The sequence below is a fragment of the Acetobacter thailandicus genome, from assembly GCF_011516655.1.
GTDB lineage: Bacteria > Pseudomonadota > Alphaproteobacteria > Acetobacterales > Acetobacteraceae > Acetobacter > Acetobacter thailandicus.
The window spans coordinates 14777-30977 of record NZ_WOSV01000006.1 but is presented as its reverse complement, the minus strand read 5'-3'; the positions used below and the strand labels follow the sequence as shown (position 1 = coordinate 30977).

Below are 16201 nucleotides of genomic sequence, written 5' to 3'. Positions count from 1 at the left end.
CCATTCTTTTTTAAAAGCTTTTTTTCCGGAGTGAGCCATGACCTGTAAAAACCGTGTTGCACTGATGTGTCTTATCCTCGGAACAATGGCGCCTGCACTGGCTCACGCTCGTGCAGCGTCATCCTCCGCGATGGATACAAAGCGTAAGGTACCAGCTAACCCCAACCACCCCGCTTTGTCCCCCATGGGGCCAGGCGCCGCAAAAAAAGCAACGGCCCACAGAAGCCGTAAAGCACCAGCCAACCCTAACCACCCCACTTTGTCACCTATGGCACCCAATGCCGGGCAGCGCGCAACGCCGGCACTGACACCAGCCGGTGCGACGGCCCCTGCTGCCACGCTGAACGCGCCTGTGGTCAAACCTGAAATTAAGCAGGACTATGTGCAAAAGCAGGACCCGGATATTCCGGCCATGCAGGTGGGCAACCTTTTCACCCCCAGAAAAGGGCAGCCTCTGAGCTACTGGGACGGACTGGTCGGGCACCTGACGGTTGAAGCCGGCGTGTCAGGTAACCCCTGGACAAAGTCAGGGCACAACTTTGCACAGTTCTATGTTGACCGTGCCAACACCACGACCCTGAACCAGATTATGGGCTCACTTTCACACCCTGTCAGCCCTGTGGGCGGGGGCTATGGCATTGGTTTTGTGTTCGAGGCAATGTATGGCTCTGACGCACGCTTTGACCCGACGATTGGTATGGGTGAAAACGCCCTGACAGGCATGTATCAGTGGGCACCAACCCAGGCTCATATTGACGCTCATCTGCCATGGCTGTTCAAACACGGTATTGATGTGCAGGTAGGGCAGATGTACGGCCTTCTGGGAGCTGAGGGCACACCGGCTCTGGCCCGGCCTTTCTACTCCTTCAACTATGCTTCAGACTATATCGTACCGTTTGAAACGGTAGGTATTGTTGCAACCATGCATCTGACAGACCATATGGACTGGATCATGGGTATTGATGCCGGTAACTCCGTCACATTTGGCAGCTCAGGCAATAACAGCCGCCCCAAAGGATATTTTGGCTTTGCCTGGAACAACCTGCTTGACGGCAAACTGAGCATGCATGCGATTGGTCGCTTTGGCCCGCAGGGCAATAACGGCCTGACCCGTTATTCGGCCGATGGCTGGGCCAGTGCCGGCATTGGCAAACCTGCAAACCACCTGATGCAGTATAATGCTGAATTTCTGGCAACCTATCACATCAATAAAAAGGTCTCTGTCACGGAAGATATCATCTACCTCCATGACGATGCCTCTCGCGATGATGTGTATGGCTTTACCTCCTACCTGGCATGGGACATCAACCCCTCTCTGACGTTTAACGCACGTGGCGAGATTTTTCGTGACAACACCGGTGCTGTTATCACCCAGTATACCGGTACGACCTCGTATGTTCACTCTCTGAGCAACCGCCCTTACGCCTATTTTAACGCAGCCCCCACAACCTATGGCGAAATGACCGTTGGGGCAGCCTATCGCCCTGAATTTATTAATAAGCACCTGGGCAAAGGCAGCTTTACCCTGCGCCCCGAGGTGAGACTTGATAAATCACTTAACGGCACACGCCCCTTCAACCGGGGTGGCACGGTGCAGGACCCCGTTGTTAATAACGGCACAAACAATATGTTCTGGTTCAACTGTGACGCGACACTCAGCTTCTGAGTGTTCCCGGCAGGAAAAAAGCCCCGTTTACAGCGGGGCTTTTTTTGTGGGCTGAGGGTGGTCTCTCAGCTTTTCTGAAAGGCTTCCAGCGCCTGAGCTGAGTAAACATAGGCTGCCCCGGCATTCAGCGCGATAGCTGTACCCAGTGCGGCAATCACCTCTTCATCAGTTGCACCGCTCTTTTTTGCCTCAGCGGCATGAATGGCAATGCAGCCTGAGCAGCGTGTTGTCACAGCCACCGCAAGAGCAATCAGCTCATGCGTTTTTTTATCAAGGGCCTTACTGGCTTCAGCCGCAGCCTGAATGCCACCAACGGCCTCAGCAAAGCCACCACCGGAGGCACTAAAGTTTTTCAGCTTTTTTAAAAGAGCAGACAGTTCAGTCTCTGATGCAGTAGTCATTGATTTCTGACCTTCTCATTATGACACGAACCCAAACCCGGGTGAGACGAGCGGAGGATAACCGCGCGCCCCGGTAAGATATGGTGATACTGCTTATAGTTGTCATCACCTGACGCTTTAGCGTTCATCTAACGACACGCGGTTGCGCAGTGCCGTATAAATAGGCTCTTCTTTCAGGCCGTCAGCCACAAACATGGCGGCAAAGCTGCCAGCCAGCAACGGTAAGAGCAGGTTAGATGCATTGGTCATTTCCACCACCAGCACAATGCCTGTCAGCGGAGCACGCACAGCACCGGTAAACATTGCCGACATACCCACAACAACAAACGGCATTGTACCATGCACAAGCCCGGGGGCGAGCACGTGTGCAATATCACCACAACCAAGGCCGACAAGAGCACCCAATGCCAGCATCGGGGCAAACAGGCCACCTGGCGTTGCCGCTGCATAAGATAACGCACCGAAAAGCAGACGCACGACAAATAAAAGCGGCAGGATCTGCCAGGTCAGCGTGTTGTTAATGGCATTCTGCGTCAGCCAGTCGCCCCCTCCGGCAACATGAGGCGCCAGCCACACAATCAGCCCGCCCAGAGCACCAATCAGGGCCGCACGCACCTCAACACTCATAGCCGCGCGCTCGCTCAGGCGCAGCGTTGCCAGGAGAGTGCGGTTATACACTACCGAAAGCAGACCTGTCACAAGCCCGGTCAGCAAAAACAGAAACTGCGGCAACACCTGGGGAATAACCGGAAAGTCAGGCACAACAAAATCAGGTGCGCCACCCAGCATCGCCCGCGCCATCAGAATAGCAGCAACCGAAGCCCCCAGGGCTGAGCAGGCGGTGCGTGGGTTAAAACGCCCCACCAGCTCCTCAAGCACAAAAATAGCACCCGCAGCCGGTGCATTAAACGCTGTTGCAAGCCCTGCACCCGCACCCGCAGCCAGAAGTGAGCGGCAGTCATCTGCACCAAGGCGCACAAAACGCCCGATAGCATTTGCAGCTGTTGCCCCCATCTGCACACTCGGGCCTTCGCGCCCGAGGGCCAGCCCGCCCCCTATGGCCAGCACGCCCCCCAGAAATTTAACAGGCACCAGCCTGAAAGGAGCCGGCTGCGCCATACCCGCAAGCACAGCCTCAACATGTGGGATCCCGCTGCCTGAGGCCAGAGGGGCCAGCCGCCGCACCATCCATGCCGAGATGAGTGCCATGACCGCGCCCCCGGCAACCAGCAGCAGCCCGGCAGGAAAACCATGCAGTGCGTGCAGTGACCACGCGTTTCTCACGCTGTCAGCCTGTTCAAGGCACCACCTGAACCCGCCACACAGGGCACCGGCCACCACCCCGACCACCAGCGATAAAAGAGACAAAACTGTCAGACTACAGGGAGGTTCAGGCAGCGAAACCGTTTGAGCCTCTGAGGCACCGTGATGATCTGACATAACTCTCAGCATTCTGATGAAAGGAGAGATCAGCATGGCAGGATTAACAGCCCGATGACAACCCGCAAGGCAGAGAAAGCCCCCTCCGGGCTGTGTCACATCATGTTTATTGCCTCAGCCGGGTTACTTTCGCCCGTTCAAGACGACGCACATACTGCAACAGCTCATCGTGATGCAGCAGCGAGACTTTGTTAGTTCTGGCCAGTTGCTGCGCTGCCGTTGTGTAAGAGGCATTAGACACCACAGCCCCAAAGCGCGCGCCATAATGCTGCCTTGCGGCAACAACCTGCTGCACGGCATCATTCCCGACAGGACGGGAATATAATTTGCACTGCACAACCAGCCGCAGCCTGCCACGGGTTGCGACAATATCAGCCCCCTGGTCACCACTTTCAGAGGTTACAATAGCCTCCCACCCTGCCTGGCGCAGTATCAGCCCGCAATAACGCTCATAATCAAACGGGTCCATATCGGGGCTGTAAACGTCAGGGCTGGTGGGCTTTTTAACCTCTGCGACAACAGGCGTGCTTTCATCAAAAGCAACCTTATCAATATATTGCGACAGACCATCACTAACGCGCTCAAAATAAGCCTCATAGCCGCGCTCTCTGAGACAGTTGAGCATCTCGCGCTGCATGAATTCTTTTTTCTCACGCTCCCATTTATCATAAATGGTGGTGCCATAAATGTTCTGGTACACAAGCTGCTTACGGCGAATCTGCAGGCGTTCTGCCAGAGAGCTGATAAGCTTTTTGCCTGCTGCCATAGCCCGGTGGCACTTACGCCAGCGCCTGTATTTCAAAAACAGGCGCAGCAGCACATAAGCACCAAGCAGCTCAGAGACAATAATCAATATCTTCCCGCCATCCTGATATACGCCGGTGGAAGGCAGTACATGACCAAGCTGCGACATGAGCCAGACCAGCACCGCCCCGACGGCAGACAGGACCTCAGCCGCATAAGCGGAGAATGTACCGCTATGCTGAGTGACATGCCCCTCACTCATCAGTGCAACACCATGGCCATCAGGGCAGATGACGGAGGCTCTCTCCCTTTCTCTGACAGGGTGGATGCTCTGCCCCTGAAAAGAACAAATGTTCTGCCCGGTATCATTGATGTTTGTCAGTGAGTGCGCGCAGACAGAGGTGGCCAGTAAAGCAGACAGCCCCGCACATGCCAGAAATCCACGCAAAGTCTGCTTCAGACCAGCGCTCAGGCCAGCACGCCTTAAGCCATGCGCACGGGGTACATTATAAGAACAGTTCTGTTTACGTTCAGACATGCCGGACTTTTACGTTCTCTTTTTATTCTGGTCCAGACACACTGTGCTTTCAGCTGGTACATGACAATTCAAAACCAGCATCCGTCACAATCAATGAAAAATTCAGACCCGAAATAAAATAGGAAACTAAAAAACATAAAAATTCACATCAATTACCCTGTAAAAATAATATAATTATAAATATAAGTATTGTTTTTAAATAATTTATCACCATTATTATAAAAACTATATCACGATAAAAAATTTATTATGTGATAATAATCTCTCTACTCCCTTCACTGAAAGCATGATCCTGCAAAAAGAACCTGCCCTCTGTCTGGAATCGGCCAGGCGAACATCTCGCAGACAAGGAGTAGGCAGAGCTGACGAGACAGTATACACTACGCCGGCTATGAACAAAAAACGCAGACCGACACATCCTGTTACGGCAGAGCAGGCCTCATCCTCCCTCCCTCCGGCTGACGTCTGGGGAGCCAGAGATGTTTCATCAGGAAAAGGTTCAGGAGATGAAAATTTTCCTGTCGGCTCGCTGCTGCTCGATAAGAAGCTGCGCCCACACGTACATGCCTATTATAATTATGCCCGTGCTATTGACGATATTGCCGACTGCGAAACACTGGACGCAGAAGAGAAAATCACACGTCTGAACGCAATGGAAGATGTGCTTCTGGGCAAACGTGAAGCGATATCACGCGACGATGCGCAGAGTGCTGCGGCTTTGCGCACATCGCTGATGCAAACAAAGGTACCGTTTGAAACAGCCACTGACCTGACCATTGCCTTTCGTGACGATGCACGCAATGTCCCCTGCAAAACATGGAGCGACCTGGTCAGTTACTGTCGCTACTCAGCCAATCCTGTCGGGCGTTTTCTCATAGCGCTGCACCGCGAAAGCCCTGCGGCATATGCTGCATCTGACGCTTTGTGCACCTCGCTCCAGATTCTCAACCACCTTCAGGACTGCCAGAAAGATCTGCGTCTGCTTGGGCGCTGCTATATGCCGGAAGACCTGATGGCCCGGGCCGGCGCCACACAGGATGACCTGCTGGCTGGCCGTGCCACACCACGGTTGCGCAGAGTGTTTAATACACTGCTGGATAATACAGATGAACTGAATGCTCAGGCAGCCACCCTGCCCGCCTATATTTCAGACCGGCGCTTTCGTATGGAATGTGCCGCTATCGTGGCTCTGGCACAGCGCCTGACACTGCGCCTGCGCCGTGAAGATCCGCTGGCTGGCCGGGTCAGTCTGAAAAAATCAGACGTGCTCCATGCACTGGGTGCGGCCCTGAAAGTCTGGCCCGGAGCTTCTCCTGCACGGAAAGTTCTGTAAAAGACAGCTCAGACAAAGTGAACTCCTTTCAAGATACATCGCAACAACAGGTAGAAGACGCGTGACATCCCATATGATCCAGACGCATGAGACCCCAACACCACTCGGGTGCGACCCGGCTGATCTGGCATGGGTAGAGGCAACCGTGAAACAGGCAGGCACGTCGTTTGCTGCCGGCATGCGTGTTCTGCCCCCCATGCGCCGTTATGGAATGTATGCTCTGTATGCCTTCTGCCGTGTCGTTGATGATATTGCCGACGGCAGTGCCCCCCTGGAGCAACGCCGCGCAGAGCTTGAAGCATGGCACGGCCGTATTGCGGCTATGTATTCTGACAACAAAGCAGAAACCCCGCTCGATCGTGTTCTGCTGGCCACCATTCACTTTTTTGCCCTGCACCAGAAAGATTTTGATGCTGTTATTGACGGCATGATTATGGATGCAGAAAACAGTATTGTTGCCCCTGATGAAAAAACTTTCGACCTTTACTGTGACCGTGTGGCTTCTGCCGTAGGGCGTATGTCTGTCCATATCTTTGGTGACAGCTCAGACAATGCCATTAAGGTTGCCTATCATCTGGGACGCGCCCTGCAGATCACCAACATTCTGCGTGACATTGCAGAAGATGCCGCCCGTGGCCGCCTTTATCTGCCATCAGAGCTGCTGACACGTTTTGACGTGCCGGCTGACCCCGTTAAAGCTATGTACAGCCCTGGCCTTGAAAGTGTTGCCCGTATTCTGGCTGAACGGGCAAAAGATCATTTCAGAGCGGCTTTTACACTGATGAAGCGCGCACCGCGCAAAGCCATGCTGCCTGCCCGTATTATGGGTGCAAGCTATGAAGCCACCTTAAATGCTCTGTGCAAAAGGGGCTGGTCATCAGGGGTTCTGCTTAAGCGCCCTGACCCGGCGATTGCAGTGCGCCTGGGGCACCTGGCCACATCGTTCTTCGTCTGATTATCATAAACAGGAAACCGGGATTATGGCACGAACCCTGCATATTATAGGGGGCGGCATGGCCGGCCTGGCAGCCGCAACCGAAGCAGCAGGTTGCGGCATGCATGTTATTGTGCACGAGGCCGGGCGGGCCTGTGGCGGGCGGGCACGCTCATACCACGACCGCCAGCTTGACTGCCGCATTGACAATGGCAACCATTTGCTGCTTTCGGCCAACACAACGGTTTTTCGTTACCTGGCACTGACCGGCGCAACAGACACACTGACCGGGCCGGGTGCGCCGGTTTTCCCGTTTGCTGACCTGACCGAAGACAACCGCTGGACCCTTACCCTCTCATCAGGCAAAGTGCCATGGTGGATGTTCATGCCACACCGGCGCGTGCCTGGCATGCGCCTGGCTGAACTGAGCAGCCTAAAAAAACTGCTCAGCGCCGGTGAAGATCAGACCGTGTCAGAATGTCTGGTCCCTGGTGCGCTGACACGCCGCCTGCTTGAACCCTTTGCTATTTCAGCGCTCAACACCCCGTGCGAAACGGCAAGTGCCGCCCTGCTGGGGGCTGTGGTGCGCGACTCTCTGGCACAGGGTGGCAAAGCCTGTATTCCCTGGTATCCTAAAACCGGACTGTCAGAAACATTTGTTGACCCCGCTCTGGCCCATTTACGCATTATGCGTGCCGAAGTGCGTACACAAAGCCGCATCACAGGCCTCGACATAGCCCGTGGCCGGGTTACAGCACTGCACACCGGCGGGGGTGACCCCATAACCCTGACGGAAGAAGACAGGGTGATTCTGGCTGTGCCGCCTCAGGTTGCCTCCTCCTTACTGGCTGGCCGGGTCGATGGCTTTACTGCCCCTGATGAGGCTGAGAGCATTCTCAACCTGCATTTCGTGCTACAGGAAGCCCCCATTCCCACAGGCAGCTTTGCCCGTTGTGGCTTTATGGGACTGGTTGGCAGTGTGGCCGAATGGGTTTTTCTGCGTGACAATATTCTCTCTGTCACAGTCAGTGCTGCCAGCCGCTTCGCTGAGCGTGACCAGGAAGAACTTATTCGCACTATCTGGCATGACCTGCGCCGCGCCTGTGACCCTGTATTACAGTCTCCGCTGCCGGCAAACCCGCTGCGACAACGCCCTGTGTGGGAAAAACGCGCCACCTTTGCCGCCACACCGGCACAAAACCACCTGCGTCCGGGGCCTGCGACGTCTCTGGTTAATCTTGCTCTTGCCGGAGACTGGACTGCAACCGGCCTGCCCTCAACACTGGAGGGCGCAATGCGTTCTGGTGTAAAAGCGGTTCATACGCTAGGGCTTTACGCCTGAAATCTTAACTATCAGGCACACCACCGTGCCTGCTCTCTGACACATCGGTATTGAATAAGGAATTTCTGACATGGCCGCTGATGGCAGTGCTCTTTCCGGCTCGCTCCTGACTTCTGAAGCGCTCGAGCAGGCTGTAAAAAATGCTCAGGCTGCCCTGAGCAACCGCCAGAATGCAGACGGGCACTGGGTATATGAGCTTGAGGCAGATGCAACTATTCCGGCCGAATATGTGCTGCTGGAGCATTTTCTCGATAAGATTGATGACCCGCTGCAGCAGAAAATCGGCAATTATCTCCGCCGTATTCAAAGCGATGAGCATGATGGCTGGCCACTGTATCATGACGGTCAGTTTGACCTCTCGGCTTCTGTTAAAGCCTATTTTGCCCTCAAAGCCATCGGGGATGACATTAACGCCCCGCATATGGCACGGGCCCGCAAAGCTATTCTGAGCCATGGTGGTGCCGCACGCGCTAACGTCTTTACCCGCTTTCAGCTTGCGCTGTTTGGCGAAGTGCCCTGGCGTGCGCTGCCCGTAATGCCGGTTGAGCTGATGCTGCTGCCCCGCAAGGCCTTTTTCTCGGTCTGGAATATGTCTTACTGGTCACGCGTGGTTATTGCCCCGCTGACCGTTCTTGCTGCTTTAAAACCCGTTGCTGTTAACCCACGCCAGATCAGAGTGCGTGAGCTGTTTGTTGCACCACCTGAAACAGTTACCGACTGGATCCGCGGTCCTTACCGTTCAGCCTGGGGGCATGTGTTTAAAGGCATTGATTCTGCCTTACGTGTTGTGACGCCGTTTATCCCCGCAAAAACACACAAAAAGGCCATTAAAGCCGCCGTTGATTTTATTGAGCCGCGCCTGAATGGTGAGGATGGCCTGGGAGCCATTTACCCGGCAATGGCGAACGTCGTCATGATGTATCGCGCTATGGGTGTGCCTGACAACGACCCCCGCGCCATGACAGCGCTTAAATCTGTGCAGAATCTTCTGGTTATTAAAGAGCACGAAGCCTATTGCCAGCCCTGTGTCTCTCCGATCTGGGACACGGGTCTTTCTGGCCACGCCATGATTGAGGCTGCCTCAGGCCCGCAGGGCATTGCTCCCGAAAAAACGCGGGAGGAACTGAGCAAAGCCGTAAGCTGGCTGCGTGACAAACAAATTCTCAGCGTCAAAGGTGACTGGGCTATTAACAAGCCTGACCTGGCACCGGGCGGCTGGGCCTTTCAGTATGGCAACGACTACTACCCCGATGTGGATGACACCGCCGTAGTTGGCATGCTGCTGCACCGCGAGGGAGACCCGAAAAGCACTGAGGCCATAGAAAGAGCACGCCAGTGGATTATTGGCATGCAGAGCACCAATGGCGGCTGGGGTGCGTTTGACATTGATAATAACAAAGAAATGCTCAACCACATCCCCTTCTCTGACCATGGGGCTCTGCTCGACCCGCCAACAGCTGATGTGACTGCGCGCTGCATTTCATTCCTGGCACAGCTTGGCCACACGGAAGACCGCCAGGTTATTGAACGTGGTCTCGACTATCTGCGCAAAGACCAGGAAAAAGACGGCTCGTGGTTTGGCCGCTGGGGCACCAACTATATTTATGGCACGTGGTCTGTATTGTGCGCATTTAATGCCGCGGGCATTTCGCATGATGACCCTGCTGTTATTAAAGCTGTCGAATGGCTGCGCTCTGTGCAGCGTGAAGATGGCGGATGGGGTGAAGATTGTGCCAGCTATGAGGGAGCTGCCCGCGGTGTTTATAAAAAGAGCCTGCCGTCTCAGACCGCATGGGGCGCCCTGGGCCTGATGGCTGCCGGCCGCAGAGACGACCCCGCCGTTGCTAAAGCCATGTCATGGCTGGCCAGCCAGCAGGACGAAAACGGCGAATGGCAGGAAGACCCTTATAATGCTGTTGGTTTCCCCAAAGTGTTCTATCTGCGCTACCATGGGTACAAACAGTTTTTCCCTCTTTTTGCACTCTCTCGTTATCGCAATCTTGAGAAAAGCAACTCCCGCCGCGTTGATTTTGGGTTTTAATAACTATGGCAGAGCGTAACACATCAGAGCATCTTGCCCCGACCAGACCGGGTATTCTGACCGGCCTTAAGGCTGAGGTAAAATTTCTGCGCCCTGCCTTTCCGCATGCTGCAATTGCAGCCAGTGGTGCAACCAGTGCCGGAGCACAGCGTGAAACAGCACGCCTGATTGCGACCGGCCCTGACTGCCTGCTTTCATTTGGTCTTGCCGCCGGGTTAGACCCTGCTTTGCCCCCCGGCACAATGATTGTACCTCAGGCTGTACACGCCTGGGGTGAAACCTTTGAGTGTGACCCTGACCTGCGCCATATTCTGGGGGCAACACGCCCTGACTGCTATGGCGGCACATTATTGCATAGTGATGATGTTGTGCTTGAGGCTACTGAAAAAGCCCGTCTTTTTGCCGAAACGCAGTGCGCCTCGCTGGATATGGAAAGTGGCTTTATGGCCCGGCAGGCCAGAGAAGCAGGTATTCCCTTTGCTGTGCTGCGTGTTGTCTGTGACCCCGCCACACGCTCTCTGCCCGCAGCAGCGGGCTGTGTGCTCTCCCCCAAAGGGGGATTAAAAATCGGTGCCCTGCTTGCTTCTCTGGCACGTAACCCCTCGCAGATTGCCGGACTGATTGCCTTAGGGGGCGATGCCGCGCGCGCGCGCAAAGCTATGCAGCAATTTCTCGACCGACAGCGCACAGTGCAGGCTTTTATGCGCCTTGCATCTGGCAATTAAATAAAAATTTCTGATAATTTAATATTTAAGAAGTATTACATCCTTCTTTTTCCATCGCGGCATATGTTTTAACCAGAGCTATTTCACCGGCTGTGGCAGAGGGCATGATCCACACCGCTATGGAAAGCCTCATGCTTTGCAGAAACGCCTCATCCCTGAATATCTGAAAAGGCACTCAGAACTTGTCACAACCCGGTTAATCTGAGGGCATCCTGAGGCCTCATATTAAAGTTTAAAGGATGAAAAGCATATTCCCCGGTATAAACTTCATTAACAAGATATGGCCCGGCATTGATAATCTGAACAGATAATAAACAAGCACAACCAGAAGAGCGCACACCTGAAGGCAAAAGAGCATCACCTGAAGTCCAGCGGCTGTTATTTTTTTCCTGAGAATGCCAGCCTGGCATTTCAATACCGGTAAGATGGCTGCTCACAGAACAAGATTTTTTATTTTCAAAAAGTGTAATTTCTCCGATTTCCACACCGAAATAGCGACGATCATCAATAAATGGACCGATAACATCACTCGGACGAGCCGCACGAGAGATAAGACGAATATTCTCAACACCAGCAGGAAGCAAAAATATGATGCAGCCATTATGCTCACGCACCGGCATAATCATTGCACCACTACCCAGTTTCAGACAGAGATCAGGATGCTCTGTGTGTTCAGATTCAGGGTTGCGTAACGAGTGGCCTGCTGAAATAGCACGCGCCTCCGTCTGACGAAACAAAGGCTCTGCAAATGCTGCTGAAACATCAAGAGGAGCTGCGGCATGATCCCAGCTCAGGCACTGGCGACCAGCAATAGAAACTACTTTACCTGTTTGCCGGAAGATATGCCTGTTACCGGTATCAAGATAACTTTCGGTCAGTACACCATCAGCTGTGATAACAGCATGTTTTTCGGTTTCAATATGATAATAATCATAAGAGTTGATTGATTTATCATAAAAAATCGATCTGTTATTGACAAGCATACGCACAGGCAAAAAATGCCCCTTAAAAAACAGACAATGTTCAGCTGTAATCAGCATATCTTTAAAGGGTACACCTTTAGCGAATGCGTCTTTTACTATTCTTACAGGCCAGCCTGCTCTGTCATCTGGTAAATCAGAGCGAACATAGCACCTGGCAGTACCAACCCATGACACAGCCTGCAGAACCTCTGTCTTGTTACGCCAGTCAAATGTAACAATCTGATCGCCAATAGTCAGGTCTTCAACAGCTTTACAACCAGAGGGGGTGTTTATCATAGAACCAGCGAGAAAACACACAACCTCCAGCAAGGTCTGATTCAGACCATACACAGTTCCGACCGTTGATGTTGATGAACTGCCGGCTACCGTGCTGTCAGACAGATCTGGCAAAGCAAAAGTGCTAACACCGTCACCGCCATAAGTGGTGCCTAAAAGAGAAAATAAAGCCTGATTCTGTCCTATTGATAACAGGGCCCCATTGGCCAGTTGCCATCCTGATGGAATTTTAGAAACCGGCCCGGCAAACGCCCTGACTTCACCAAGGTAGGAATCATCACTTAATGTTCCCGGATACGCGCCGGATGTACAAATAATATAATTTAATGCCAGGCCCGCACTTCTGTTATCAATTGTATCTGCATTACTATTTGCATCAGATTTAATGTTACTATCTGACACTGTAATAGTATCATTTCCAATTTCAGAGCCCAGAGGTGTCGTGGATGATGCACCAATAATGTTGCGGCCACTCAGGTCTGGCAAAGCAAAAGTGTGAACACCGTCACCGCCGTACGTATTCCCGATGACTGAGAACAACGCCTGATTGTTAGCAACAGAAAGAAGTTGTCCGTTTGCCAGAGCAAAACCACCCGGAATGTGATCGCCCGCAAAAGCATCAACCTCCCCAATAAATCCCTGAGACCCGTCTGTTGGTGCAGATATCCGGATTAAATAATTAATCGAAAGGGATGGCTGTATATTATTAACTTCAGCGGGTGATCCACCCAGATCTGCCGGGTACTGAGACTGAGTAAGTGTTTCAGTTTCTGTGCCTTCAGTCGTCCCTAGGAACGTTGAACTGGTCTTTCCCACAAGAACGCGACCTGATGTATCTGGCACATCAAATGTTGAACGGCCGTCACCACCATAATTGTTGCCCAGAACTGCAAAAAGACGCTGATTATCGGCGATGTTAACGGCCGCTCCGTCAGTTTGCTCCCCTGAACTGTTGGTCGCATAATTAAAGGCCGAAAAACGCAGCATGCCTAATGGAAAAATACTGGAAGAAGACTGCGCATCGCTCGGGTAAGTCCCCTGTGTTACGATCTGCTCACTCAAAACTGTTGTTTTTTGATTATTATTAAATACAATAGAGGACATTTCTATAACTACTCACAATATATACAAAAAAGCACTCCGCCACTCTCCAGGCACGTCTCTGATATCTGGATACACGATGCTATCATATCAGGTAAGTTATAATTGTTACTAAAAGATAACAGTTTGTTCAGTCAGGCATATGCCCCATAATCATCTGAATAACCGGGCTCTTCAGATCACATGCCTGACTGTAAAAAAAATCATTAATAACTGGCAGAAAGATTAAACAAAAAAGAGCGACCAATAGCCGGCGTGACACGGTTTTGAAACAGGCTGCTATAATTAAGACGATTAGCAAGATTGTAACCGTTCATTGCAATACGCCAGTGCTCTCCAAATTTGTGCGCAATCATAGCATCAAAATCTAAAGTCGCTGGTACACGCGCGGTGTTTGCTGCATCCAGCCATACAGCCTGACGCCATGTTACACCGCCACCAATGCTAAGATTATATGGCGTTCTGGGAGCAATGTTATAGCTCGTCCATAAAGTAGCTGAATTTTTTGGGACAAACTGTATACGCTTACCAACGTCAGCCGCGGTTTCAGAGCCCGTAACACGACTATCGTACAATGCGTAGGTGCCTATAATACTCCAGTTTGCCGTGATGTTTCCTGATGCACTCAATTCCAGCCCCTGATTCCGCTGACTGTCAGATGAAGCAGAGACATCTCCGGTTGAAGGGTCTGTTATTGTTGAATTATTTTTCTCAAGGCGAAATAACGCTGCAGTAAACCCCATACGCCCTTTAAAAGCATTATATTTTGCACCTACCTCATAAAGCCGGCTCCGCTCAGGTGAATAACCAGACCCTGTAATAAAGGGAGCATTGCTATTGGTAACATAAAGGCTTGTAGGTGTTGTTGATTCAGACCAGTTAAAATATACCATCAGATTATCATCAGGTGTGTACATCATACTAACGGTGGGATTAACCGTTGTTTGTGTCTGCTTGAAATGTGAATCAGGTGTTGTTTTAACACCGCCTGTAGCCGAATACAAACTATACCACTGATCCAGCCGAAATCCGCCCTTAATGGCAAACCATTTTGCCAGCCAGATCTGATCAGAAAGAAAAACGCCAATGTCAGTTGCACTGCCATCTTTATAACATTTACGCCCTACACCATTGGGGATAGAAGCCAGCCCACCGGGGTTTTCTGCGCAACTTACTCGTTCAAGACCTGGAACATTCATCGATGGATTTATAAGGTTAGTACCCTGGCGCGTTTCATTATAAGGGTAGTTTTTTCTGTGATCTTCAACGTGCTCAATATCAAAACCACCTATCACCTCGTGGCGAATACCTCCGGTATTGAAGCGGGCAATGCCTGAAAAAACATTTTGTATTGACCAGTCACTTTGTCTGTAAGGGTTTGGCCCTCCCAACCCGCCATTTCTGACAATAGCAGCCGAAGTGTCACCACTAAAATATTTGCTAACGCAGGTCGCATTACAGTTTGGCTGTGATGCTGAGTAATAACGATGGTAAATGCCGCCCTTTGTATCATTGTAAAGGGTAAGCCATGGTTTGATTTTTGCTGTAAGTCTGCCGCTCAGCATATCAGTGCTGACATCATCCTGGTCAAATGTTGTTCCATACCAGTTTTTTCTATTTATACCATATTCTGTAATGGGTTTTGCAATTTTGGCTCCTGGCTTCTGCACAACCCATACACCATAATCTGGTATACGATTATCATTTTGATGAAAATAATCGACAGTGTAAGAAATTTTTTTATTCAAGCCAAATGTGACTGAGGGTGCGATACCCCAGCGGTGAGAATAAATATAATTTCGGCCAACCATATTATTTTCGTTGCCCATAGCCGAAAGTCTGACAGCAATACTATCACTGATTTGTTTATTAATATCCAAGGTGCCACGATAATAAGAACCTGAACCGCCTGAAAAATTTGCCTGGTAGGAATCTTTTTTATGAGGCGCTTTTGTCACTATATTAATAGCGCCACCTGTTGTGCCATTACCAAATACTTCTGAAGATGGACCTTTTATAACAGACACATGATCATAATAAAAACTATCACGTGTATAAACACCAAAGTCGCGCAGGCCATTCTCATAAATATCGTTCTGAGCCTGAAAACCACGGATCAAAAACTGATCTCCCGACATCCCGCCCTCTCCTTCACCTACAGAAGCTGTGATACCGGGCACGTTACGCAGTGCTTCATCTAGTGATTTTACATTTTGCTGCTCCATCAAAACACGTGGAACAACATTCACTGTCTGAGGAGTATGCATGACATCCTGAGGCATACGGCTCAGGCCAATATCCTCACGCAGGATATTCATGCTGCTACCATGAACTGTAATGGCTTCATCAGCATAATGTGCAGGATGCATTCCCTGCGCCAGAGGTCCATTAATGGGCTGTGCATGAACAAGTTCCTGAGAAGAAGCTGTATCAGGAACAACAGATGATTGTGGAACTGATTTATACGCTTTGGTGTGACGATGCTTAGATTTTGTCACATGATCTGTCGTCATTGCAGCATCAGAATTGCCTGTATGTAAAGCTGAGCAAAACAAGGCAAACCCCGCCATAAGTGGAGTGGAACGTGCAGAGTGATAGAGGTGCCGGTGCGTCATTTCAATGCTTTCGTGACAAACAAAGTAGGGCATAAAAAACACAAATGAGAATGTGTCACAAT

General features: G+C 51.4%; 11 protein-coding genes. 6 read left to right on the top strand and 5 right to left on the bottom strand.

The genetic code is table 11. The annotated features are described in order from the left end of the window. Positions 1-268: 268 nt before the first annotated feature. The gene (locus GOB58_RS08930; protein WP_086553614.1) at positions 269-1666 is read left to right on the top strand and encodes an outer membrane beta-barrel protein; all 1398 of its coding nucleotides are present in this window, start codon (positions 269-271) and stop codon (positions 1664-1666) included. Positions 1667-1731: 65 nt separating this feature from the next. Here the strand turns inward: GOB58_RS08930 and GOB58_RS08925 are convergent, their stop codons facing one another. The 3 genes from GOB58_RS08925 to GOB58_RS08915 all read right to left on the bottom strand — a co-directional run bounded on the left by GOB58_RS08925 (position 1732) and on the right by GOB58_RS08915 (position 4789). After that, positions 1732-2067: a carboxymuconolactone decarboxylase family protein gene (locus GOB58_RS08925; protein ID WP_086553603.1), complete on the bottom strand. Its 336-nt coding sequence runs from the start codon at positions 2065-2067 to the stop codon at positions 1732-1734. Positions 2068-2184: 117 nt separating this feature from the next. Continuing rightward, positions 2185-3606, bottom strand: coding sequence for a H(+)/Cl(-) exchange transporter ClcA (gene clcA / locus GOB58_RS08920; RefSeq protein WP_322973216.1), 1422 nt, complete (start codon positions 3604-3606; stop codon positions 2185-2187). A 7-nt stretch (positions 3607-3613) separates the two neighbouring features. Next, positions 3614-4789, bottom strand: a complete 1176-nt coding sequence (locus GOB58_RS08915; RefSeq protein ID WP_173559957.1) for a restriction endonuclease — start codon at positions 4787-4789, stop codon at positions 3614-3616. A gap of 391 nt (positions 4790-5180) precedes the next feature. Here GOB58_RS08915 and hpnC point away from each other — a divergent pair, with 391 nt between their 5' ends. The 5 genes from hpnC (at position 5181) to GOB58_RS08890 (ending at position 11164) form a co-directional block, all read left to right on the top strand. Then, positions 5181-6122, top strand: a complete 942-nt coding sequence (hpnC, locus tag GOB58_RS08910) for a squalene synthase HpnC (RefSeq protein ID WP_086553616.1) — start codon at positions 5181-5183, stop codon at positions 6120-6122. A 73-nt stretch (positions 6123-6195) separates the two neighbouring features. After that, positions 6196-7077 carry a presqualene diphosphate synthase HpnD gene (gene hpnD / locus GOB58_RS08905; protein ID WP_086553605.1) on the top strand — a complete coding sequence of 294 codons (882 nt, stop codon included), beginning with the start codon at positions 6196-6198 and terminating at the stop codon, positions 7075-7077. 25 nt (positions 7078-7102) lie between these two features. After that, positions 7103-8398, top strand: a complete 1296-nt coding sequence (gene hpnE / locus GOB58_RS08900) for a hydroxysqualene dehydroxylase HpnE (RefSeq protein WP_173559956.1) — start codon at positions 7103-7105, stop codon at positions 8396-8398. A gap of 70 nt (positions 8399-8468) precedes the next feature. Further along, positions 8469-10439 (top strand): squalene--hopene cyclase, encoded by a 1971-nt coding sequence (gene shc / locus GOB58_RS08895; protein WP_173559955.1) that lies wholly within the window; start codon positions 8469-8471, stop codon positions 10437-10439. Positions 10440-10444: 5 nt separating this feature from the next. Beyond that, positions 10445-11164, top strand: a complete 720-nt coding sequence (locus GOB58_RS08890) for a phosphorylase family protein (RefSeq protein ID WP_173559954.1) — start codon at positions 10445-10447, stop codon at positions 11162-11164. Between the two features lie 185 nt (positions 11165-11349). Here GOB58_RS08890 and GOB58_RS08885 read toward each other — a convergent pair whose 3' ends face one another. Beyond that, positions 11350-13527: a tail fiber protein gene (locus GOB58_RS08885; protein WP_173559953.1), complete on the bottom strand. Its 2178-nt coding sequence runs from the start codon at positions 13525-13527 to the stop codon at positions 11350-11352. Positions 13528-13730: 203 nt separating this feature from the next. Next, a complete protein-coding gene (locus GOB58_RS08880; RefSeq protein WP_173559952.1) occupies positions 13731-16139 on the bottom strand; it encodes a TonB-dependent receptor in 2409 nt (802 codons plus the stop codon). Between the last annotated feature and the right edge of the window lie 62 nt (positions 16140-16201).